We start from the raw sequence: 21,726 nt of genomic DNA, 5'->3' as shown, positions 1-21,726 counted from the left end.
ATGCGCATTAACCAACAGCTGCAGACCGCGATTCGCGAGCATGCGGAACGCGAGCACCCGGCCGAGGCGTGTGGCGTACTGATCAAGACCGAAGCGGGCCGCGAGTACGTGCCGTGTCGCAACCTGGCCAGGACGCCGCGCGACCAGTTCACCCTGCACCATGAAGACCTGGCGGCAGCCGAAGACCGCGGCGAGTTGCTGGCGATCATCCACAGCCATCCCGATGCCAGCCCACGCCCGAGCATGGCTGATCGCGTCAGCTGCGAGCTGCATGAAGTTCCATGGGGGATTGTGGCCTGGCCCGGGGGCGACATGGAATGGTTTAAGCCTTCCGGCTATACCGCGCCACTGCTGGGCCGAGAGTTCTCGCATGGGTTGCTCGATTGCTGGGGCGCCTGCCGCGATTGGTATGCCCGCGAGGCCGGGCTGCACTTACCGAACTTCGAGCGCAAGGATCTGTGGTGGGAGCAGGCCGACGGCCCGAGTCTGTACGAGGACAACTTCAAGGGTGCCGGCTTCTACCAGGTCGACGAGCCACGCCGCGGCGACATGCTCGTCTTCATGGTGCCGTCACCTGGGCGGCCGTGCTACCACCCGAACCACGCGGCAATCTACCTCGGCAATGAGCCCGCCCTGGTCAGCGAGGATGCTCCGGCGCTGGGCGGCTCTGGCCCGTTCATCTACCACCATATGGCCGGCCGGGCCTCTACCCGCGATATCTACGGCTGGTCGATGGCCAACCGTTGCCGGCTGATCCTCCGGCACAAGGACTACCAGCCATGAAGCGAACGGTGAAACTCTACGGCGTGCTCCGCAAACACTTCGGGCGGGAGTATCTGCTGGATGTCCAGAGCCCGCGCGACGCCGTGCAGGCGCTGTGCAGCCTGGTGCCAGGCTTTGAAAAGTTCCTGGCCACGGGCGAGGAGCGCGGCCTGGTGTTCACCGTGTTCTCGGGGCGGCGCAACCTGGGAATTGAGGAATTGGACCTGCAGGGAAGCGATGCAGAGGAAATCCGCATTGCGCCGATCATCCAGGGCAGCAAACAGGGCGGCCTGTTCCAGGTGGTGCTTGGCGCTGTGCTGGTGGTCGCCGGGGTGTTCACCGGCGGCCTCTCGTCAGGTGTGGGCATTGCGATGATGGCCGGTGGTGCTGCCCTTGCCCTGGGCGGGGCGGTTCAGATGCTCTCGCCAACAGCCAAGACCGGCAGCCTTGACCGCAACGAGGACGGCAACAACCCCAGTTACGGCTTCGGCTCGGCGGTGACGACCATCGCCCAGGGCAACCCCTATCCGGTGCTCTACGGCGAACGGGAGATCGGCGGGGCTATCGAGTCCGGCGGGGTGTACCCACAAGACAAGCTGTAGCCACGGCTCGATTCCCTGACCTGCTTCGGCAGGTTTTTTTGTTTCTGGAGGAAGAATGGGCGCAGAAGTGAAGCGCAAAACCCCGGCCCCGCGTGCGCAACGGCGCCAGATCACCGGGCACAAGGGCGGCAGCAAGAAGCAGAAGCAGCCCAGCATCGCTTCGAACAGCGTGCCGTCGATCTCCACGGCACGCTTGGTCTACCTGTGGAGCTGGGGGCCGATCGTTGGCCCGGTGAATGGCCTGCGTTCGGTCAAGCTCGACGGGACGCCGATCATGGCCGAGGACGGCACGATCAATTACCCGGGGGTAAAGTGGCAGTTTCGCTCGGGCGAACTGCATCAGGAGCGCCTGGATGGCGTGACGGAGTCCAGCAACGAGATCCAGGTCGGCCAGGAGCTGCGCACCACCGCATCCTGGGTCCACTCGATCAACAACCCCGTGATTGATGCCGTTCGAGTTCGGTTCTCCTGGCCTGTGCTGCAGGCCCAAGACAGCGGCGGCAACATCAACGGCGTACGCATCGACTATGCAGTCGACGTAGCTACTGATGGCGGCTCATATCAGCAAGTGCTGGCGTCGAGCGTGAGCCGCAAGAACGTCACCAAGTACGAGCGGTCGCATCGCATCGAGCTGCCAGAAGGTACCAGCTGGACAATCCGTGCACGCCGCTTGACGCCTGAGGCCAACAGCTCGCTGGTGCAAGACGCCATGGTCGTCGAGGCGATCGCTGAGGTGGTCGATAGTGACCAGGAATACCCGCTCACGGCGGTTGGTTGCGTGGAATACGACGCCCAGCAGTTCGGTGGAGACTTTCCGAAAATCGCTGTGCTGATGCGGGGCCGGATAGTTCGCGTGCCGATGAACTACGACCCTGAGACCCGAACCTATGCCACCTCGGGTGCGGGCACCACAAATGGCGTTTGGGACGGATCTTTCAAGGAGGCCTACACCAACAACCCGGCCTGGGTCTTTTACGACCTGGCCCTGCATCCTTACTACGGCCTGGGCGATCGTATTGATGCGTCCATGATCAACCGCTGGTCGCTATACCGTATCGCCCAGTGGTGCGATCAGCTGGTTCCGGACGGGAAAGGGCAGGGTGGTATGGAGCCGCGGTTCACCTGCAACCTCTACCTGCAGAAGCAGGCCGACGCCTGGGCAGTGCTGCAGGACCTAGCCGCGATCTTCCATGGTTTGGCCTATTGGGATGGCAGCCAGATCGCGGTGAATGCCGACATGCCTCAAGACCCGGTGTACACCTACAGCCCCTCCCAGATCCTGGGCGACGGCGTGATCAAGTACACCGGCAGCAAATGGCGTGACCGCCACAGCCTCGCCATGGTCTCGTTCGATGATCCGGACCAGGGCTTTGAGACGGATAAGGAACCGGTGTTCGATGAGGATGCCATGGCTGAGTACGGTGTGCGTGATGTGTCCGTCGAGGCCGTGGGTTGCACCAGCCGTGGCCAGGCCCAACGCGCGGGAAAGTGGGCACTGCTGACCGAGCAATTGCAGATCCGCGGCGCGACGATCAACGTAGGTCTCGATGGCTACATCCCGAAGCCAGGTACAGTGATTGCGCTGTCCGACTCCATGCTGGCTGGCCGGGCCAATGGCGGTAGGATCGCGGCTGTATCCGGGCGTGTCGTGACACTCGACCGGGACGCGGATGTGCCAGCCGGCGCCCGTCTACTGGTCAACCTTCCGAGCGGTAAGGCCGAGATGCGCCAGGTGCGTTCCGTCTCCGGTCGGCAGATCACGGTGATGGCCGACTACAGCGAGTCCCCGCAGCCGGAATGCGGCTGGGCGATCGACTACGACGACCTCAAGCTGATGCAGTTCTACGTCAGGAATGTGACGCGGCCGGAGTGGACCCGGTTCCAGCTCGAGTTGATTCAGCACGAACCGAGCAAGTTCGACGCAATCGACCACGGCACCATGATCGACGACAGGCCGATCAGTGTGTTGCCACCAGGGGTGCAAGAAGCCACGGCCCGAGTGCTGATCAGCAGCCATTCAGCTGTGGACCAGGGCATAGCGGTAACCACCATGACCATTGGGTGGGACGCTGCACCCGGTGCCGTTGCATACGATGTGGAATGGCGATGGGGTTCCCGTGACTGGATCAAGGTACCGCGCACTGGTGAGTTGGCGGTGGATGTTCGTGGGGTGTATGCCGGCCAGTACATGGCCCGCGTGCGTGCGGTCAATGCCATGGACGTTTCTTCTATCCCGACTTCCTCCGTGCTGACAGATGTTGCCGGCAAGACCACGCCACCGCCTGCGGTGACGCACCTCACTGCCGGTTCGCTGATCTTTGGGATATCGCTGAAGTGGGGAATTCCACCAGGCGCCGAGGACACCCAGCGAACAGAGATCTGGTACAGCCCAACGAACAGCCTGGAGGCAGCAACGAAGCTCGCCGACCTAGCCTACCCGCAGACCGAGCACGTAATGCAAGGCCTGAAAGCCGGTGTGTCGTTCTTCTTCTGGGCGCGCCTGGTGGACCGAACCGGCAACATCGGCCCATGGTACCCGGCTGGCAATGGCGTGCTTGGCCAGTCTGGGGCGGATGCCAGCCCGGTGCTCGAGCTGATCAGTGGCCAGATCACCGAAAGCGAGCTTGGGCAGAATCTGCTGAGCGAAATCGAGAAGATTTCCGGCGAGGGTCCGGAGTCAGTAAATGGCCGCATCGAGGCGGCCAAGCAGGAGTTGGAGGACCTGATCACTGACTTGACTGACCCGCTCGAGTACGTGGCCACCAACGCCTACGCCAAGGACGACGCTGTGCGCAGCGGGCAGCGTCTGTACATGGCCATTGCGCCGGTACCGGCGGCAGCCAATGGCAGCAACGCCCCGCCGAACCCGACTTACTGGGTCGATATCGGCAGCGTTGCGTCGACGGCAAATGGCCTGGCGCAGGCGGTGGCCAAGAACACCACCGACATCGCCACCGTCGACGGGAAGGTCATGGTAAGCGCGGCCATGCTCCAGGCCGTGCAGTCGGCTTACCGCGACGACAACAGGGAAGGGGCCCTCAACGATGCATTGCGGGGCTGGGACACCCTGGCCAAGGTCTCGGAAGAGACGCGCACGCGCGCAACGCAGAACGAAGCCATGGCCACCAGGCTGGTTGTGGTGGAGTCGCGCGTCGATGAGAACATCGCAAGCGTCCGGTCCTTGGAGCGCACGGTGGCTACCAACGAGAGCGCGACGGCCAGCCGACTCACCGAGGTCAATACCAAGGTGGCCGGCAACACCGCGAGCATTTCGCAGCTGGAGACCACGGTCACCAACAACGAGAGCTCGACTGCCTCGCGCCTGCAGTCGGTCAATGCGCGGGTCGATGCTGCTAATCAAGCACTCGATCAGGAGAAGCTTGACCGTGACGGCGCCGTGACAGGCGAGCGTCAGGCGCGGGAAGCGGCTGTAGAGAACGAGGCGACTGTTCGGGCGGATGCGGACGAGGCGTTGGGCCTGTTGGTCGAAACCGTCAGCGCCCAGGTGGACGAAAACACCGGCAAGATCCAGGTCGTTGAGCAGGCCCAAGCAGACACCAACCAGGCGGTTGCCTCGATGCGCACCAATATTGAGGCGGTGTACACGGCTGGGCGGGACGACAATGCCGAGGGTGAGCTGTCTGCGGCCCTTAAGGGCTGGGAAAGCACGGCCAAGATAGCCGAGGAATCGAAGACGCGGGCCACCGCAATCGACGCCCAAGCGAAGAAGACCGAGACGCTGGAGGTGTCGTTCAACTCCGGGCTGGACAAGGCCAACGGGGAGATTGGCAAAACCAATACCGAAGTCCAGAAGACCAGCGCTGCGGTGCAGATCACCAGCCAGGCCCTGGCCGCGCTCGACGACAAGGCCAGCACTATGTGGTCGGTCAAGATGCAGGTCAACGCCCAAGGCCAATACGTGGCAGCCGGCATCGGCCTTGGCATCGAGAACGGCCCGGCCGGATTGCAGAGCAAGTTCCTAGTGTCGGCCGACCTCTTCGCAGTGGTCAACGGCATCAATGGCACGCTTTCCTCGCCGTTCGCGGTACAGGGCGGGCAGGTGTTCATGAATGAGGCCTTCATCCAAGACGGCACCATTACGAACGCCAAGATCGGCAGCTACATCAGCTCGACCAACTACGTGGCCGGCCAGCAAGGCTGGATCCTGAACAAGAGCGGGACGTTCGAGATCAACGGCACGGTGGCAGGGCAGGGCCGCTTGCTGATCAACAACCAGCGCCTGCGCATCTTCCACGCCAACGGCAACCTGGCGATCGATCTGGGAGTGAACGTATGACGGCAGGCCTGAAGGTCTACGACCCGAGCGGCCTGGCGCTGCTGGATATGACCAGCTCGATCAGCCAGATGATGGGCTATGTGGATACGGGGGCGGCCAATGGGTCGCTCTCGATTCCCCTGGCACCCGCAGGAAAGACGCTGTTTTACGCCATCACCGAGCTTTCCGCTCAGAACAAGTACCTCGGCAAGCGGCCTGGGGTGACCTTGGCCGTGGGCGCCTCTGCCGCCACCCTTTCGTGGCAGTACTCCTACCCCGGCGGCTGGGGCTTCTACTCACTCAACTGCCGCATTCACTATGGATACTACTGATGTCCGCAGGCCTGAAGGTCTACAAGGAGGATGGAAGCCTCCTGTTCGACACTGAGAAGATCACTTATGGGCTTTTGAAGAGCGGCTATCTCTCGTTTCAACTCAACTGGCCCCGGCTCGATCACCGTTCGGCGCAACTACCGCCGAACGAAGGCAGCAGTTTTGCCGAGTCCTCCCTTGCCGATCCTATCCACGGATTTAGTGTTACCGGAGCTGTTGCGCCGATCGTCTTCATCACGGGCTCGGGAATTTCCTGTGGCTCGTCCAAGTCGGGGGACACCACCACCTTTTATTTTATCGGAGCCAGCCCATCCACGAAGTTCTACTACTTCGACACCATGCGGAACAACCTGAATGGTGCCGGGCTGAAGTGCTACGACGAGTCCGGGGCGCTGACTTTCAATTCATTGCAGCGCCCGCTCGATATTGTTTCGGTGATTCAGGCTCCGCCACCGCCTACGCCGACTATATGGAACGGTATCCGGCTCTACGGGATGCCGTTTGTAGGCGCCACAAAACAGGCAACACGCTTCATTAGCAGCGGGCCCTACTATTGCGTTGCACGCGTATTCATCTCAATTGGAGCCGGCGAATACGCAGCCAGCACGACCTTCTCCAGGTCGATTGGACAGGGTGCAATGGACAATATGTCCTCGCCCGGAAATCCGTTCCCAGCTGGCGTTTATATGCAGGCAAACATGGATGGGGCATATGGCGCCGCTGGTGGCATTTACTTCATGTGCTGTGATGCGGCTAGAACCACGATGGTGCTGAGTACCACCGCAGCACAAAGTTACTTCGACATACCCACCGATCGATACCCGCAGGCGCTCGTCATCAAAACGGACGATCTCCCATTCCCATTCAACTAATCGGAGCATCCTATGCCCTGGTACAGGACAGGCACGGTCGCGATCACGGCTGGCCAAACAACGGTGACCGGTACCGGCACCAACTTTTCCGCGAACGCCCGGGTGGGCGATGCGCTTCTGGGGCCAGACGGCAACTGGTATGAGGTGACCAACATTGCCAGCGCTACGGTGCTGAGCATCTTGCCGGCATACAAAGGGGTAACGGTAGCCGGCGGCACCTATGCGATCGCGCCGGTTCAGGGTTACACCAAGACCCTGGCTGACAAGTTCAACGATATCGCCAACACCTGGGGTTCGACGCTGGCCGGCCTGGGCTCGGTCTCGACCGAGAACGTGGTCCCGGTGACCAAGGGTGGTACCGGCGGCAACACCGCAGCGCTCGGGCGCACCGGCTTAGGCCTGGGCGCTGCGGCGGTCGCAGCGATTCTTGGTACCGTCAGCCAAAGTGGTGGGGTTCCAAATGGGGCGATCATGGAAACTGGATCGAATGCCAACGGAACCTACTTCAAATTCGCCAATGGGTGCCTGGTTTGCTATGCGAATGGGCTGAATTTAACCTTCGCGAATAACTCCAACCTGCAAGCTTCTTGGACCTACCCAAGTTATTTCAGTCAGGCGCCGGTTGTTCTGCCTCAACTCGATCTTACCAACTACGCGGCGAAGATTTACGGAACGACCAAAGAAGTGTATGCAAGGAACGTTTCCGCATCGGGGGTTCAGTTAGGCATTGCATCTACTGGCGCCTGGGTGTCAGGCGATCAGTCTTTGGTGACAATCGGCGCGCTAGCGCTGGGGAGGTGGTTCTAATGATTATCAAGCTTTCCCCGGTTCGTTCTGATGTCCGCCTCTCGGTTGCGAAGGCCGGCGACACACTGGAAGTGAACGGCTTGGCCTTGGACTTCTCGCGCCTGTCCGATGGCGCGACCTTGCCGTCCGAGGCCGTGGGCTGTGATTTCGTGATTGCCCCTGTAGAGCGTATCAACGGCGACCTGGTGCTGACCCTGATGCTGCCTCACGACGCCGATGCACCGCAGGGGGCGCGCTTCCCGGTCGACCTCTATCCGGGTGACGGTCAGGTGCAGTTGCCCGGCCTGGAGCTGGGCGAACGTCTACCCGCCACTCCCGGTGTAATCGACTGGTCGCAGGTCATCACCGCCGAGGCCAAGGCCCAAGCTTCCGCTGAGCAGCTGCTGGCCGCTGTGGTTTCTGAACAGGCGCAGCGGCGCGCAGTGGCCGATGCAGCGATTGCCCCGCTGCAGGATGCCGTTGAGCTTGACGAGGCCACCGAAGCTGAGGCCGCTCTGCTGATCGCCTGGAAACGTTACCGCGTGGCGCTGAGCCGCTTACCCGACCAGGAAAGCTACCCCAACGACATCGAGTGGCCCGCGCCGCCGGCGTGATCCGGCTGAACAATCACCTGCCTTTCGAACACAACCGGCTCAGAGCCGGTATTTTTTTGCCTGGAGAAAACCTATGACCGCACGCGGCATCCGCAACAACAACCCCGGCAACATCGATTTCAACCCGCGCAACGCCTGGCAGGGCCAGCTCGGCCTGGAGGAGGGCGTTGCCAAGCCACGCTTTGCCCGCTTCGACCAAGCAGAGAATGGCATCCGGGCCTTGGGCAAGCTGCTGCTGAACTATCGGGGCAAGGATGGTATGCCCGGGGTTGGCCGCCCAGGCATCGATACCCCGCTGGAGTTCATCAGCCGCTGGGCGCCGTCCAGCGAGAACAATACCCAGGCCTACGCCCAGGCCATCGCCAAGCGCCTGGGTGTTGGCGTGCTCGACTCCATCGACATCTCCAGGCCGCAGGTGCTGCGCGAAGCCGTAGTCGGCATCATCGTCCACGAGAACGGCGGCAATCCGTACAAGGCAGAGGTGATCGACGAAGGCATTCGGCGGGCGCTGGCATGAAGGGGGGGGCCATAGCGGCGGTATTTGTGCTGCTGGGATCCCACTGGGCGGCATACCAGCACGGCATCTCGATCGAGCGAGCGAACGCCGGACAGGCATCAGCGCAACGAGATAGCGGTGACCGGTTGGCCGAGGTGATCGGCGAGCGGGATGCGCGCCAGGAAGAACAACGACGCGCCATGGCGCAGGAGGAGGCGAGAGCCCATGCCCAGAAAGAACGAACGACTGCTGATTCTGGCGCTGCTGGCGCTGATGATGCTGGCCAGCGGCTGCGCGACGAAGGCGCCAAATTCGCCACCACCGTCAGTTGCCCCGGCACGGATACCGCCGCTATCGCCCGAGGCCAGGCAGCCACCCGCGCCGCCATGGTGCTCTCCGAACTGCGCGACCGGGCTGATGCACGAGCGGGAGAGCTGGCGAAAGCTTATGACCGAGCCAGAATAGCCGGGCAGCTATGTGAATCGTCCTATAATGCTCTGGTCCCATAGCTGGAGCAGACGATGAAACGAACGTTGGAAGGCATAGCTCTCGCTGGCGAACCCCTGCTTCGTCAAGCCTTGGAAGCTATACGTGAGCATCGAGCAGCCGAGGAGAATGGTGCGTCCATTGAAGAAGTTGAGCGCCTACGTCTGCTGGCCGACTCGCTTTACAATGCGGCCATTGACTACCAGCTGGTCGCAGCTGGTCAGCCACCATCCACCATCCAATGACACCCGCCACGGGGATGCAAATGAGCGACAAACCGCCACCCTTGTTACCCGATCACCCTATGTACGGCGATGCTGTGGCTGCGATGAAGCGGTACCACGAGGCTCAGGCGGCAGGCGAATCTGCCGAAAAGGTCGAGCGCTTGCGGCTAATTGCCGAATCGCAGTTCCAGGCGGTAACCGACTACCAGCTTAGAGCTCTAGGTTGCCCTGGCGGTTCTGTTCACTGACCGGCTCAATCAGCTCATGGCCTTGGTTCTTAACATTCCCCACGGCCTTGCCAACTGGAAACCATCGGAAGTCTTGTGCCGGCCGGCATCCAACCTCGACAATGGCTTCCAAGCGTTCGCCTGATGTGGCTGGATCCAGCCATTCCTTAGCGGTTTCAGGCGAGAGCACCAGGGGTTTTCTGTCGTGGATGTCGACCAGGCCTTGATCAGCAGCGGCTGTGATGACAACAAATCCATCCCGCTCATCTGGCTCCAGACCCTGATGTACTTCTGCGAGCGCGGCAAAAAATAGAGGTCCGCCATCGGCGCTCGTGATGTAGTACGGCTGCTTTCGCTTCGGGTCTGCAGGATCTGGAACCCATTCGAACCAGCCATTTGCCGGCGCCAAAGCCCTTCCGTTCGGCCACAGAGCCTTGAAGAATTTTCCCATCACCACCGTCTCAGCCCGGGCATTGATCGGGTCCGGGCGTATCCCCTTCGCCCAGAAAGGCGACCATCCCCACTTGACCCTATCCACGCTCAACCCCTCGTCTACTCTGCGGATGACCTCGACGCGGGTCGAAGGTGCCACATTGAAGCGACTGATCGGTTCATGGTCGTAACCATTGATTACGACCAGATCCAGCGATAGCTGTCGCAGGTAGTGATCCATCGACTCATAGATCGAGTACCGTCCGCACATAATTTCCCCTCTCGCCCGTCAGAATTTTCATCGCCCAGGATTGACCGAGCAGCTGATGCCGGATTTACTGTATATGCATACAGTTTGCTTCGGACCTTCCACCATGACCATCACTTTCTTGGGTACGCCAACCGGCGGTACCGAACCCCTTTCGCTGTATTCGTTTCGCGTGCCGGCCGGATTCCCGTCGCCTGCTGCGGACCACCTGGAAGGCCATATTTCCCTTGATGAGTTATTCGACCTCCGCGCGCCCCATGTGTATCTAGTGAAAGTCGAAGGCGACAGCATGCAAGGGGCAGGGATCTACTCCGGTGACATCGTCATCGTCGATCGCGGCCGCGAGGCTGAACACGGCGATGTGGTGATTGCCGCGGTTAACAGTGAGCCGGTTTGCAAGCGCCTGCACCGGCGCGATGGCGTGGTCATCTTGAAGTCCGAGAACCCTGCATATCCGCCGCGATACATCATGGAAGGCGACGAGCTCGTGATATGGGGCGTTGTGCGTTACAGCGTTCGTGACCATGCGCAGTGACCAGGTGTTTGCGCTGATTGATTGCAACTCGTTCTACGCTAGTTGCGAGCGTGTGTTTCGGCCGGACCTGGCCAAGACCCCAATCGTCGTGTTGAGCAACAACGACGGCTGCGTGATTGCCAGATCCTACGACGCTAAGCCATTTGTGAAGATGGGCGAGCCGTTTTTCCAAGCGAAGGAAAAGCTGCGCCGACACGGCATCATGGCCTTCAGCAGTAACTATGCGCTCTATGGCGATATGAGCGAGCGTGTCATGACGCTGATCGAATCGATGGTGCCAGCAACAGAGGTCTACAGCATCGACGAGTGTTTCGCTGACCTTTCCGGTATTCAGGAAAACCTGACCCAGTTCGGACGAAAGCTGCGCTCGAGGATCTTCCAGTGCACGGGGATTCCTGTAGGTGTCGGGATCGCCGGAACCAAGACGCTTGCGAAACTGGCCAATCACACCGCCAAGCGCCTGCTGGCGCAGACAGGTGGCGTCGTCGACATCACCGATCCGTTCAAGCGCGATTGGGTGTTGCGCAATACCGAGGTGAAGGAAGTATGGGGCATTGGTCGGCGTATGACCGCTCACCTTGAAGCGATGGGCATCCGCACAGCCATGGACCTGGCCAAAGCTGACGCCTGGACACTTCGCCAGAAGTTCAGCGTTGTGGTTGAAAAGACGGCCCGAGAGCTCGCTGGCACACCATGCCTTGAACTTGACGAGGCCGAACCGCCGAAGCAGGAGATCTGCTGCAGTCGGATGTTCGGAAAGCGGTTGACCGAGCTGGCGCCGATCAAACAGGCCGTGGCCACTTATGTTGGCCGCGCTGCGGAGAAACTGCGGGCTCAAGGGTCAGTGTGCAAGCGCATGCGGGTCAGCATCCGCACAGGCATGTTCAATCCGGAGGAGGCGCATCACGCCCAGGGTGCGCTGGTGGAGCTTCCTTACCCAACCTGCGACACGCTGCTGATGACTCGACTGGCCACCGATGCGGTCGGGAGGATCTTCAGGCCTGGGTTCCGTTACAGCAAGGCCGAGGTGCTGCTGATGGACCTGCGGCAACCAGGTGAGTTTTCAGAGGATTTGTTCGCGCTCAAGCAATCGGTGGCATGTGACCGGCTGATGCAGGTGATGGATAACATCAATGAGCGCTGGGGGAGGGGGACGATGCGAGCCGGCAGCGTGCCGGCGACACCGGACTGGGGGATGAGGAGGGAGATGATGAGCCAATCCTACACAACGCGTATCGATCAGCTGTGGACGGTTAAATGTTGAGCTTGCCATCGGCCTGGCTGGCCGAACTCAATGACCAGCACGCACTGATAGCAGATCCTGATGGCCGGGCCACGGTGCTTACGGAATTGGCGGTATCTGCCCACCGGCGGTGTGACGTTGACGCAGACCAGTTGGCTGACATGCTGGAGTTCGCCGAGTCGGCGAGATTGTGGGCGCTCGAGCATGACCAGCCATGCGGCCCGCTGCGCGTCGATCTGGGTCGACGAGGCGCTGAGTGAAGCGATAGCCATCCGCGTGCGATACCAATTCTGATACCAATGATGGGGTATCGTAGGGTACTGGAGGGGCATTTAGTCCAGCAAAATCAACCCTTTATCACCGCCGAACACCCCTAAGAAATCGCATGGTGATGTTGGCGGTAGAAATCAAGTGCTTGTCCTGCGGGGGTTCCAGAGGTGTATTTAGGCCCTCTCGTCAGTCTTGGGCCAATTTTGGGCCAATTCGACTCGGGGCGGCAGCTTCTCCAGCTCCCTCCAGTCCGAGGAGGAGCTGATCCATTTCGCGTAGGTAGAAAGCAACATCTCGACGCTGTGACCAAGCTGGTTCGCGATGAACGCGGGTTCATCCCAGACATCAGGCATAGGGTGGCGTAGGTGTGGCGGGTGTCGTACTGACGGCGTTCACGGATGTTCAGCGCCTTGGGCGCCGATTTGAAGTGGCGGATTGTAACACTTGGTTCGTTGATCCACAGCCCACCTTTGCTCGGCTGGAACAGAAATGGGCGGATCGGGTGCGCGGGCTTGGGATGCCCTGCGCTGGAGAGTTGCCATCCTCTAGGCCTGCTGGATGGCATTCAGCGCGCGCTCGTTGAGCAGCACTGATCTGCAGATACTTCTACGCGTCGCATAGAGGCGCGAGATCTTGGCCAGCTCGGTATGGCTGATGGCAGGGATACGGTCCTCATCGCAATAATCGCAGGCGCCGCGCTTACGATCCTGCATCGCTGCGCATTCAGATCATACGCTGAAGCGGGTTCATCAGCTCGGCACCTTGGTTGCGCACATTCCCCACGGCGATACCCACCCGGTACCACTCGAAGGCTTCGGCCGGCTCACCCAGGTTGAGCACCAGTTGTTCTGCGCGCTCGCTGGGCATTGCTGCCGCGATCCACTCGTACGCCAGCTCTGGCGACAACACGACAGGCCGGCGGTCGTGAACGTCGACCATTCCGCCCTGAGCGTCGGCGGTAATGATGACGAACCCGTCGTGTTCGGTGCCGGTGAACTGGCCGATCGAGGCGCAAAGGGCAGGGCGCCCATCCTGGCGGCGGATGTAGTACGGCTGCTTCTTCGGCCCACCTTCATCAACCCATTCGTACCAGCCGTCGATAGGGGTGATGGCCCGGTGCGGCCAGATCGCCCGGAAGAATGGGCCATGCGCCACCTTCTCGACCCGCGCGTTGATCGGCGCAGCGCGATCGTTTGCCCAGTGCGGCCGCCATCCCCACTTCACCAGGTCCGCTCGTGGGCCTGCGTCATCCATCCGCAGTACTGCCACCAGCGTGGTCGGCGCGATGTTGTACCGGCCAAGCGGCTGGTCGCCGACGTTGTTCCGCCAGGCCTCTGGCAGGCTCAGGGTTTCAACGAAGTCATGTATGCCACGGTACTGGCTGAGCCTTCCGCACATATTCGCTTCCTCCGAAACCATGAGCATAGGCCAGGGCATGGTTCCTCGGGCACATGGCAGCAGGGGGCCGAGCATGGACGGAGCGACCCTGATCGGATGTGTCACGGTTTTGGAACAGCAATTGCTTTGACCCTGAGGCATTGATCATTCGGGGAACGCAAAAATGACTCAGGATGACCGCTATTACATGGCCTTCGTGGTGGTTGCCGTACTGCTCCTGGATCTGGTGGCGACACTGGTGTTCCTGAAGGCCATCGCCTGACCCCGATTGTGGGTTCAGCCCCCCCGGAATCGGGGCACCAGCAGGAAGGCAATCCGGTCTTGGTCGGGTTTTGCTCGCGCTCTGGCGGGTTCATGGCCATACGGTACCGGAATGTCCTGCGCATGAAATCGCTGGCAAGAAGACCAACGGCCGGCCCCTGCCTGAACATCCCTCCTTTGTGCGGTCCAACGTAAGCAAGGCCTGGTTTCACCTGGCCGGAGGTACGCACATGAAACGCAAGACTGCATGGGTCGTGGTGTTGTCAGGGTTGCTGCTGCTCGGTGGTTGCTGGCCATACTGGCACCACGGTGGGCATCACGGCGGCGGTCATCACCGGCATTTCAACGATGGATACCATGGTGGCCAGGACTACCGCCGCTATTGATGCAGGCAGCATCCCTTCCGCTTGCGGCCAGGCCTGTGCGAATACACTGCAAGACAACGCAAACTCGCCCAGGCTGGCCTGTCTGGAACTTGCCCGCTGATCCATGAACGAAGATTATCTTCTCGGGGAAAGCCCGTCCTGAAACCGATATAGCAAACAAGCATATTGCCCGGCTGACGTTGAGCAGTAACATGGGCAAACAAAAACCAAAAAAAGGCATGCGGCTTGGCAACACTTTCCCAAGTTACTCGATGGGGCGGCAGGAGCGTGTCGCGTGAAGAGCTCAAGATCGGTAGCAGGTGCAATACTGATATCCACTTTCGCCACACTGTTCATGGCAGGCTGCGCACATGACCCCGATGTGCGCGAGGGCCATGGGTATGCGGCCGGGGCCACGGAAAGAAGTACGCCGGCGTACCTGGGATGCGTCAAAAGCGAACTTCAAGGGAATGTGAAAACCTACCAGGTCGATGGCGATAACTCGGTCAGACTGTTCGTCGATAGTACCGACCCCGATAAGGCGGGTGGCCTGGTCGAGGTGCGGGGCACGGGTAACCAGCGCCAGTTCGCGGCCTATCAACGCGATGCCTGGTACGACCATGGCAGGCTGCTGGATGCCGCGCTGATGTGTTCTAAAGCATGATCGACTGACCCTCGCGAACAAAATGCCCGCCCTCGAGAGCGGGCTTTTTGCATTTGCTGACTCCAGCGGCAATAATCCGCTCATTTGAACGGAGAGCACCAGGTTGGAAGCAAGAAGCATTGTCGCGGAAATGTTCATTGGAATGCCGACGCATTTCTGGGTGTTGCCGGTTGCCGGCCTGGTCGCCTGGTTCGGCCTGAAATGGGCCGAGCAGTCCGATAACCGCGCCACCATGCTGCGGACCGTGACCTACCTGCTGCTCATCGCGTTGGCGGTGTTGCCCAACGGCTTTTATGCGCTGTTTCCACCGTCGCCCGACATGCCCGAGCTGTTGTTGAATCGTGTACCGCTACCGAACTACGAAGGCCGCTTCTATCTGGATGCGTTCTACGTGTTCAGTGGGTGGGCACTGAGCAAAGTGGCAAAGCTCAAGTTCAACTAAGGGAACGCTGAACGAGCCGCTCGAAGACCAGCACCGAGCGGCCTACTGTCTCATGTTGCTCGATAATCTGCCTTGCTGTCGGGCTTACCCAGGCTCAAGTTGAAAGGTTCGTCAGGAGCTGGAAGCAAACACGATTTGTTTGCATTTATCAAGGTGTGGGGGCGGCTACTTTTCAACTAATACCTTCCTGTTAACACCAACTTTCAGTTACGCCATCCTGCGGTGAGGAAGGGCTAACTCAAAAGTAATAGATCAAGTAGATTTTTGCGAACCTTGATGATGATCCTCCCCGCAAGAGACCTTCCTTAAATATTCTAAAGCCCGTCTGGCGTTTTATGGGGGTCGTGCTATTTGTGGATATACGCGTGCGATCGCTCGGTCGTGCTGTAGACAAAAGGACTGTCACGTATGTCGATTCAGGCCAAGGTATCTCCCCTCGCTCAAAGTGTTACTTCTGCCGCCCCCATCGCAATCCCCGATAACGGAATCCTGACGCTTACTCAGAGCAGTAACATTGTTTTGGATATTGCTCCCGAAAGCGTGACGAGCTACACAAAAAGCGGGGCGGACCTGATCGTACAACTGAAGTCTGGCGAGAGCCTGCGCATTGCCAACTTCTATGTCGAGGGGCAGCCGGTAAGCCAGTTGTACCTGGTAGACCGGGACAAGCTGCTGGCCGTGGACCTGCCACCGGTCGCTGCCGATGGGCCGCTGGTGGCAGGTTATGTGCCACAGGAAACTGCGGCCGGGTTCGAGTCGCTCACTGGCGCCGACGGCACCATTGCCGGGCTCAGCCCCGGCGCTGCATTGCTGGCTGGGGCTGCGATCATTGGCGGCGGCGTCGCGATCGCCAACAGCAACGATGGCGGCGGCGGCGGTGGTGGCGGCGGTGACGGCAGTGTGCCGCCTGACACCACGGCTCCGGCGCCCGCCAGCGGACTGCAGATTGCCCCAGATGGCAGCAGCATCAGCGGCACGGCCGAGCCGGGCGCCACCGTGGGCATCGACATCAACGGCGACGGGCAAACCGACGTCAGCGTGGTGGTCGGCTCTGACGGCAAATTCCAGATTCCACTGAATCCGCCACTGACCAACGGTGAAACGGTTACCGTGGTGGTGACCGATCCGGCCGGCAATAGCAGCCCGCCCGCGACCGTGCAGGCCCCTGACTTCCCCGATGCGCCGCAAATCAACCCGAGCAACGGCTCCAGCCTCAGCGGTACCGCCGAGCCGGGCAGCACCGTGGTGCTCACCGACGGCAACGGCAACCCCATCGGCCAGACTACTGCCGACGGCAACGGCAACTGGTCGTACACACCCGATAGCCCACTGCCCGATGGCACGGTGGTCAAAGCAGTGGTAGTGGATGCCGCCGGTAACAGCGGCCCGCCCGCCAGCACCATCATCGATGGCGTGGCACCAGCGGCACCCGTGATCAACCCGAGCAACGGCAGCGAACTCAGCGGTACCGCCGAACCGAACAGCACCGTGACCCTCACCGATGGCAGCGGTAACCCGATCGGCCAGGTGACGGCCGATGGCAACGGCAACTGGAGCTACACCCCCGCGACACCGCTGCCCGACGGTACCGTGGTCAACGCGGTGGCCCAGGACGCGGCTGGCAATACCAGCGGGCAGGGCAGCACCACCGTGGATAGCGTGGCGCCGGGCGCTCCCACCATCAACCTGAGCGACGGCAGCAGCCTCAGCGGCACCGCCGAGCCGAACAGCACCGTGACCCTCACCGATGGCAGCGGTAATCCAATCGGCCAGGTAACGGCCGATGGCAGTGGCAACTGGAGCTACACCCCCGCGACACCGCTGCCCGACGGTACCGTGATCAACGTGGTGGCCCAGGATGCAGCTGGCAATACCAGCGCTCCGACGAGCACGACAGTGGATGCCCAGGCCCCGGCTGCACCAGTGATCAACCCCAGCAATGGCACCACGATCAGTGGCACCGCCGAACCGGGCAGCACCGTCACGCTGACCGATGCCGGCGGCAACCCGATCGGCCAGGTCACCGCCGACGGCAGTGGCAACTGGAGTTTCACACCGGGCAGCCCGTTACCCAACGGCACCGTGGTGAACGCCACTGCGACCGACCCGACCGGCAACACCAGCGCTCCAACGAGCACCACAGTGGACTCGGTAGCCCCGGCCGCGCCGGTGGTCCAGCCGAGCAACGGCAGCGAAATCAGCGGCACCGCCGAGCCGGGCAGCACCGTCACGCTGACCGACGGCAGCGGCAACTGGTCGTTCACGCCAGGCACACCGTTGCCGCATGGCTCCGCGGTCAATGCCACGGCGACCGACCCGGCCGGCAATACCAGCGCGCAGGGCAGCACCACCGTGGACGGCGTGGCCCCGGGCGTGCCCACCATCGACCTCAGCAACGGCAGCAGCCTCAGCGGCACCGCCGAGCCAAACAGCACCGTGACCCTCACCGACGGCAGCGGTAATCCGATTGGCGAAGTCACCGCCGACGGCAGCGGTAACTGGTCGTTCACCCCAGCCACGCCGCTGCCCAATGGCACCGTGGTCAATGTCACGGCGAGTGACCCGGCCGGCAACACGAGCCCGGCAGCGACCGTCACCGTCGATTCCAGCGCGCCGGCTGCACCGGTAATCAATCCGAGTAACGGCGCGACCATCGGCGGTACCGCCGAAGCGGGCGCCACCGTCACCCTGACCGATGGCAGCGGCAACCCGATCGGCCAGGTCACCGCCGACGGCAGTGGCAACTGGAGCTTCACACCGGGCAGCCCGTTACCCAACGGCACCGTGGTGAACGCCACCGCGACCGACCCGACCGGCAACACCAGCGCTCCATCAAGCACCACAGTGGACTCGGTAGCCCCGGCCGCGCCGGTGGTCCAGCCGAGCAACGGCAGCGAAATCAGCGGCACCGCCGAACCGGGTAGCACCATCACCCTGACCGACGGCAGCGGCAACCCGATCGGCCAGACCACCGCCGACGGCAGCGGCAACTGGTCGTTCACCCCAGGCACACCGTTGCCGGATGGCTCCGTGGTCAATGCCACGGCGACCGACCCGGCCGGCAATACCAGCGGGCAGGGCAGCACCACCGTGGATGGCGTGGCCCCGGGCGTACCTACCATCGACCTCAGCAACGGCAGCAGCCTCAGCGGCACCGCCGAGCCAAACAGCACCGTGACCCTCACCGACGGCAGCGGTAATCCGATTGGCGAAGTCACCGCCGACGGCAGCGGTAACTGGTCGTTCACCCCAGCCACGCCGCTGCCCAATGGCACCGTGGTCAATGTCACGGCGAGTGACCCGGCCGGCAACACGAGCCCGGCAGCGACCGTCACCGTCGATTCCAGCGCGCCGGCTGCACCGGTAATCAATCCGAGTAACGGCGCGACCATCGGCGGTACCGCCGAAGCGGGCGCCACCGTCACCCTGACCGATGGCAGCGGCAACCCGATCGGCCAGGTCACCGCCGACGGCAGTGGCAACTGGAGCTTCACACCGGGCAGCCCGTTACCCAACGGCACCGTGGTGAACGCCACCGCGACCGACCCGACCGGCAACACCAGCGCTCCATCAAGCACCACAGTGGACTCGGTAGCCCCGGCCGCGCCGGTGGTCCAGCCGAGCAACGGCAGCGAAATCAGCGGCACCGCCGAGCCGGGCAGCACCATCACCCTGACCGACGGCAGCGGCAACCCGATCGGCCAGACCACCGCCGACGGCAGCGGCAACTGGTCGTTCACGCCAGGCACACCGTTGCCGGATGGCTCCGTGGTCAATGCCACGGCGACCGACCCGGCCGGCAATACCAGCGGGCAGGGCAGCACCACCGTGGATGGCGTGGCCCCGGGCGTACCTACCATCAATCTCAGCAACGGCAGCAGTCTTAGCGGCACCGCCGAGCCGAACAGCACAGTGACCCTCACCGATGGCAGCGGTAATCCGATTGGCGAAGTCACCGCCGACGGCAGCGGTAACTGGACGTTCACCCCAGCCACGCCGTTGCCCAATGGCACGGTGGTCAATGTCACGGCGAGTGACCCGGCCGGCAACACGAGCCCGGCAGCGACCGTCACCGTCGATTCCAGCGCGCCGGCTGCACCGGTGATCAACCCAACCAACGGCGCGACCATCGGCGGTACCGCCGAAGCGGGCGCCACCGTCACCCTGACCGACCTCGGCGGCAACCCGATCGCCCAGGTCACCGCCGACGGCAGCGGCAACTGGAGCTTTACCCCCGGTACACCGTTGGCCAACGGTACCGTAATCATCGCCAAGGCAACCGACCCGACCGGCAACACCGGCCCGCAGGCCGCCACCACGGTGGACTCGGTAGCCCCGGCCGCACCAGTCGTCGAGCCGAGCAACGGCAGCGAAATCAGCGGTACCGCCGAGCCGGGTAGCACCGTCATCCTGACCGATGGCAGCGGCAACCCCATCGGTGAGACGACCGCCGACGGCAGTGGCGATTGGAGCTTCACCCCAACCACGCCGCTGCCCAATGGCACGGTGGTCAACGCCGTCGCCCAGGACCCGGCCGGCAATACCAGCGGGCAGGGCAGCACCATCGTGGACGGCGTGGCCCCGGGTGTACCTACCATCAATCTCAGCAACGGCAGCAGTCTTAGCGGCACCGCCGAGCCGAACAGCACCGTGACCCTCACCGACGGCAGCGGTAACCCCATTGGCGAAGTCACCGCCGACGGCAGCGGCAACTGGACGTTCACCCCAGCGACGCCGCTGCCCAATGGCACCGTGGTCAATGTCACGGCGAGCGACCCGGCGGGCAACACCAGCCTGGCAGCGACGGTCACCGTCGATTCCAGCGCGCCGGCTGCACCGGTAATCAATCCCACCAACGGCACGACCATCAGCGGTACCGCCGAAGCGGGCGCCACCGTCACCCTGACCGACCTCGGCGGCAACCCGATCGCCCAGATCACCGCCGACGGCAGCGGCAACTGGAGCTTCACCCCCGGTTTGCCGCTGGCCAACGGTACCGTAATCATCGCCACGGCAACCGACCCGACCGGCAACACCGGTCCGCAGGCCGCCACCACAGTGGACTCGGTAGCCCCGGCCGCACCAGTCGTCGAGCCAAGCAACGGCAGCGAAATCAGCGGCACCGCCGAGCCGGGCAGCACCGTCATTCTGACCGATGGCAGCGGCAACCCCATCGGCGAGACGACCGCCGACGGCAGCGGCGACTGGAGCTTCACCCCAACCACACCGCTGCCCAACGGCACGGTGGTCAACGCCGTCGCCCAGGACCCAGCCGGCAACACTGGCCCGCAGGGCAGCACCACGGTGGATTCGATCGCACCCGCCGCGCCAGTGGTCAATCCGAGCAACGGCGCCGTGATCAACGGTACTGCCGAGCCGAACAGCACCGTGACTCTCACCGATGGCAATGGTAATCCGATTGGCGAAGTCACTGCCGACGGCAGCGGCAACTGGACGTTTACCCCGGGCACGCAACTGCCCAATGGCACCGTGGTCAACGCCACGGCGACCGATGCCGCCGGCAATACTGGCGCTCCAGGGAGCACCACCGTGGACTCGTCGCTGCCGTCGATTCCGCAGGTCGACCCGAGTAACGGCTCGGTGATCAGCGGTACTGCCGATGCCGGTAACACCATTATCCTCACCGATGGCAACGGCAACCCGATCGGCCAGGTCACCGCCGACGGCGCCGGTAACTGGTCGTTCACACCCGGCATTCCGTTGCCGGATGGCACCGTGGTCAACGCGGTGGCGCGCAACCCCGGTGGGACCGATAGTGCGCCGGCGGTCATTACCGTGGACGGCGTGGCGCCGGCCGCTCCGGTGGTCGAGCCGAGCAATGGCACGGAAATCAGCGGTACCGCCGAAGCCGGCGCGACGGTCATCCTCACCGACGGCGGCGGCAACCCGATAGGTCAGACTACCGCCGATGGCAGCGGCAACTGGTCGTTCACGCCCGGCGCGCCGCTGGCCAACGGCACGGTCATCAACGCCGTGGCCCAGGACCCGGCCGGCAATACCAGCGGGCCGGCCAGCGTCACCGTTGACGCCATCGCCCCGGCCGCACCGATCGTCAACCCGAGCAACGGGGTGGTGATCAGTGGTACCGCCGAAGCCGGGACCAAGGTGATCCTCACCGACGGCAGTGGCAACCCGATCGGCCAGACGACA

The 21,726-nt window shown here is 62.5% G+C and carries 20 protein-coding genes and 1 pseudogene; 17 read left to right on the top strand and 4 right to left on the bottom strand.

Translation table 11 applies throughout. From position 1 onward, the window contains the following. The 11 genes from RYH74_RS20120 (at nt 1) to RYH74_RS20070 (ending at nt 9,698) form a co-directional block, all read left to right on the top strand. Complete coding sequence (locus tag RYH74_RS20120; RefSeq protein ID WP_317409994.1) at nt 1–783, top strand: C40 family peptidase; 783 nt, start codon at nt 1–3, stop codon at nt 781–783. Continuing rightward, entirely contained in the window at nt 780–1,364 is a 585-nt protein-coding gene (locus tag RYH74_RS20115) for a tail assembly protein (protein ID WP_317409993.1), read from the top strand. Before RYH74_RS20120 ends, RYH74_RS20115 begins: the two co-directional genes overlap by 4 nt. A 55-nt stretch (nt 1,365–1,419) precedes the next feature. Beyond that, nucleotides 1,420–5,661, top strand: a complete 4,242-nt coding sequence (locus RYH74_RS20110) for a phage tail protein (RefSeq protein ID WP_317409992.1) — start codon at nt 1,420–1,422, stop codon at nt 5,659–5,661. After that, nucleotides 5,658–5,972 carry a hypothetical protein gene (locus tag RYH74_RS20105; RefSeq protein WP_317409991.1) on the top strand — a complete coding sequence of 105 codons (315 nt, stop codon included), beginning with the start codon at nt 5,658–5,660 and terminating at the stop codon, nt 5,970–5,972. The genes RYH74_RS20110 and RYH74_RS20105 overlap by 4 nt, the downstream gene beginning before the upstream one ends. Then, nucleotides 5,972–6,844 (top strand): hypothetical protein, encoded by an 873-nt coding sequence (locus RYH74_RS20100; protein ID WP_317409990.1) that lies wholly within the window; start codon nt 5,972–5,974, stop codon nt 6,842–6,844. The genes RYH74_RS20105 and RYH74_RS20100 overlap by 1 nt, the downstream gene beginning before the upstream one ends. Nucleotides 6,845–6,856: 12 nt before the next feature. Beyond that, nucleotides 6,857–7,651 carry a phage tail protein gene (locus RYH74_RS20095; protein WP_317409989.1) on the top strand — a complete coding sequence of 265 codons (795 nt, stop codon included), beginning with the start codon at nt 6,857–6,859 and terminating at the stop codon, nt 7,649–7,651. Next, nucleotides 7,651–8,244: a tail fiber assembly protein gene (locus tag RYH74_RS20090; RefSeq protein ID WP_317409988.1), complete on the top strand. Its 594-nt coding sequence runs from the start codon at nt 7,651–7,653 to the stop codon at nt 8,242–8,244. The genes RYH74_RS20095 and RYH74_RS20090 overlap by 1 nt, the downstream gene beginning before the upstream one ends. Nucleotides 8,245–8,317: 73 nt before the next feature. Beyond that, nucleotides 8,318–8,761, top strand: a complete 444-nt coding sequence (locus RYH74_RS20085; RefSeq protein WP_317409987.1) for a structural protein P5 — start codon at nt 8,318–8,320, stop codon at nt 8,759–8,761. After that, nucleotides 8,758–9,249: a DUF2514 domain-containing protein gene (locus tag RYH74_RS20080; protein ID WP_317409986.1), complete on the top strand. Its 492-nt coding sequence runs from the start codon at nt 8,758–8,760 to the stop codon at nt 9,247–9,249. The genes RYH74_RS20085 and RYH74_RS20080 overlap by 4 nt, the downstream gene beginning before the upstream one ends. A gap of 12 nt (nt 9,250–9,261) precedes the next feature. Continuing rightward, nucleotides 9,262–9,471, top strand: a complete 210-nt coding sequence (locus RYH74_RS20075) for a hypothetical protein (protein WP_061305539.1) — start codon at nt 9,262–9,264, stop codon at nt 9,469–9,471. Nucleotides 9,472–9,491: 20 nt separating this feature from the next. Next, nucleotides 9,492–9,698, top strand: a complete 207-nt coding sequence (locus RYH74_RS20070; protein WP_317409985.1) for a hypothetical protein — start codon at nt 9,492–9,494, stop codon at nt 9,696–9,698. Here the strand turns inward: RYH74_RS20070 and RYH74_RS20065 are convergent. After that, nucleotides 9,661–10,380 (bottom strand): SOS response-associated peptidase family protein, encoded by a 720-nt coding sequence (locus tag RYH74_RS20065; RefSeq protein ID WP_317409984.1) that lies wholly within the window; start codon nt 10,378–10,380, stop codon nt 9,661–9,663. The two genes, RYH74_RS20070 and RYH74_RS20065, sit on opposite strands and share 38 nt — an antisense overlap. A gap of 103 nt (nt 10,381–10,483) precedes the next feature. Between RYH74_RS20065 and RYH74_RS20060 the strand changes: the two genes are divergently transcribed. After that, the gene (locus tag RYH74_RS20060; protein ID WP_317409983.1) at nt 10,484–10,912 is read left to right on the top strand and encodes a S24 family peptidase; all 429 of its coding nucleotides are present in this window, start codon (nt 10,484–10,486) and stop codon (nt 10,910–10,912) included. Next, nucleotides 10,902–12,176: a Y-family DNA polymerase gene (locus tag RYH74_RS20055; protein ID WP_084850717.1), complete on the top strand. Its 1,275-nt coding sequence runs from the start codon at nt 10,902–10,904 to the stop codon at nt 12,174–12,176. The genes RYH74_RS20060 and RYH74_RS20055 overlap by 11 nt, the downstream gene beginning before the upstream one ends. 422 nt (nt 12,177–12,598) lie before the next feature. On the opposite strand, the pseudogene RYH74_RS20050 reads toward RYH74_RS20055, so the two are convergent. The 3 genes and pseudogenes from RYH74_RS20050 to RYH74_RS20040 all read right to left on the bottom strand — a co-directional run bounded on the left by RYH74_RS20050 (nt 12,599) and on the right by RYH74_RS20040 (nt 13,823). Further along, nucleotides 12,599–12,967: pseudogene (locus tag RYH74_RS20050) on the bottom strand (integrase). Nucleotides 12,968–12,970: 3 nt separating this feature from the next. After that, nucleotides 12,971–13,138: a hypothetical protein gene (locus tag RYH74_RS20045; RefSeq protein WP_157896959.1), complete on the bottom strand. Its 168-nt coding sequence runs from the start codon at nt 13,136–13,138 to the stop codon at nt 12,971–12,973. A 10-nt stretch (nt 13,139–13,148) separates the two neighbouring features. Beyond that, nucleotides 13,149–13,823, bottom strand: coding sequence for an SOS response-associated peptidase (locus tag RYH74_RS20040; protein WP_317409982.1), 675 nt, complete (start codon nt 13,821–13,823; stop codon nt 13,149–13,151). A gap of 491 nt (nt 13,824–14,314) precedes the next feature. Between RYH74_RS20040 and RYH74_RS20035 the strand changes: the two genes are divergently transcribed. From RYH74_RS20035 to RYH74_RS20020, 4 genes are all read left to right on the top strand, one after another. Continuing rightward, the gene (locus RYH74_RS20035; protein WP_155951619.1) at nt 14,315–14,470 is read left to right on the top strand and encodes a hypothetical protein; all 156 of its coding nucleotides are present in this window, start codon (nt 14,315–14,317) and stop codon (nt 14,468–14,470) included. Between the two features lie 274 nt (nt 14,471–14,744). Further along, nucleotides 14,745–15,113, top strand: coding sequence for a hypothetical protein (locus RYH74_RS20030; protein WP_075045126.1), 369 nt, complete (start codon nt 14,745–14,747; stop codon nt 15,111–15,113). 130 nt (nt 15,114–15,243) lie between these two features. Continuing rightward, complete coding sequence (locus RYH74_RS20025; RefSeq protein WP_075045127.1) at nt 15,244–15,555, top strand: hypothetical protein; 312 nt, start codon at nt 15,244–15,246, stop codon at nt 15,553–15,555. Between the two features lie 408 nt (nt 15,556–15,963). Further along, nucleotides 15,964–21,726, top strand: a 5,763-nt coding sequence (locus tag RYH74_RS20020) for an Ig-like domain-containing protein (RefSeq protein ID WP_317409981.1), incomplete at its 3' end; no start/stop codon positions are given.

Source organism: Pseudomonas sp. LSJ-87 (assembly GCF_032971465.1).
GTDB lineage: Bacteria > Pseudomonadota > Gammaproteobacteria > Pseudomonadales > Pseudomonadaceae > Aquipseudomonas > Aquipseudomonas putida_Z.
This window is presented reverse-complemented; position numbering and strand designations above follow the sequence as displayed.

What these genes read in the sequence shown, in the direction of transcription:
- RYH74_RS20120 (WP_317409994.1), top strand. Translation starts at nt 1, where the DNA reads ATGCGCATTAACCAACAGCTGCAGACCGCGATTCGCGAGCATGCGGAA.
- RYH74_RS20115 (WP_317409993.1), top strand. Translation starts at nt 780, where the DNA reads ATGAAGCGAACGGTGAAACTCTACGGCGTGCTCCGCAAACACTTCGGG.
- RYH74_RS20110 (WP_317409992.1), top strand. Translation starts at nt 1,420, where the DNA reads ATGGGCGCAGAAGTGAAGCGCAAAACCCCGGCCCCGCGTGCGCAACGG.
- RYH74_RS20105 (WP_317409991.1), top strand. Translation starts at nt 5,658, where the DNA reads ATGACGGCAGGCCTGAAGGTCTACGACCCGAGCGGCCTGGCGCTGCTG.
- RYH74_RS20100 (WP_317409990.1), top strand. Translation starts at nt 5,972, where the DNA reads ATGTCCGCAGGCCTGAAGGTCTACAAGGAGGATGGAAGCCTCCTGTTC.
- RYH74_RS20095 (WP_317409989.1), top strand. Translation starts at nt 6,857, where the DNA reads ATGCCCTGGTACAGGACAGGCACGGTCGCGATCACGGCTGGCCAAACA.
- RYH74_RS20090 (WP_317409988.1), top strand. Translation starts at nt 7,651, where the DNA reads ATGATTATCAAGCTTTCCCCGGTTCGTTCTGATGTCCGCCTCTCGGTT.
- RYH74_RS20085 (WP_317409987.1), top strand. Translation starts at nt 8,318, where the DNA reads ATGACCGCACGCGGCATCCGCAACAACAACCCCGGCAACATCGATTTC.
- RYH74_RS20080 (WP_317409986.1), top strand. Translation starts at nt 8,758, where the DNA reads ATGAAGGGGGGGGCCATAGCGGCGGTATTTGTGCTGCTGGGATCCCAC.
- RYH74_RS20075 (WP_061305539.1), top strand. Translation starts at nt 9,262, where the DNA reads ATGAAACGAACGTTGGAAGGCATAGCTCTCGCTGGCGAACCCCTGCTT.
- RYH74_RS20070 (WP_317409985.1), top strand. Translation starts at nt 9,492, where the DNA reads ATGAGCGACAAACCGCCACCCTTGTTACCCGATCACCCTATGTACGGC.
- RYH74_RS20065 (WP_317409984.1), bottom strand. Translation starts at nt 10,380, where the DNA reads ATGTGCGGACGGTACTCGATCTATGAGTCGATGGATCACTACCTGCGA.
- RYH74_RS20060 (WP_317409983.1), top strand. Translation starts at nt 10,484, where the DNA reads ATGACCATCACTTTCTTGGGTACGCCAACCGGCGGTACCGAACCCCTT.
- RYH74_RS20055 (WP_084850717.1), top strand. Translation starts at nt 10,902, where the DNA reads ATGCGCAGTGACCAGGTGTTTGCGCTGATTGATTGCAACTCGTTCTAC.
- RYH74_RS20045 (WP_157896959.1), bottom strand. Translation starts at nt 13,138, where the DNA reads ATGCAGGATCGTAAGCGCGGCGCCTGCGATTATTGCGATGAGGACCGT.
- RYH74_RS20040 (WP_317409982.1), bottom strand. Translation starts at nt 13,823, where the DNA reads ATGTGCGGAAGGCTCAGCCAGTACCGTGGCATACATGACTTCGTTGAA.
- RYH74_RS20035 (WP_155951619.1), top strand. Translation starts at nt 14,315, where the DNA reads ATGAAACGCAAGACTGCATGGGTCGTGGTGTTGTCAGGGTTGCTGCTG.
- RYH74_RS20025 (WP_075045127.1), top strand. Translation starts at nt 15,244, where the DNA reads ATGTTCATTGGAATGCCGACGCATTTCTGGGTGTTGCCGGTTGCCGGC.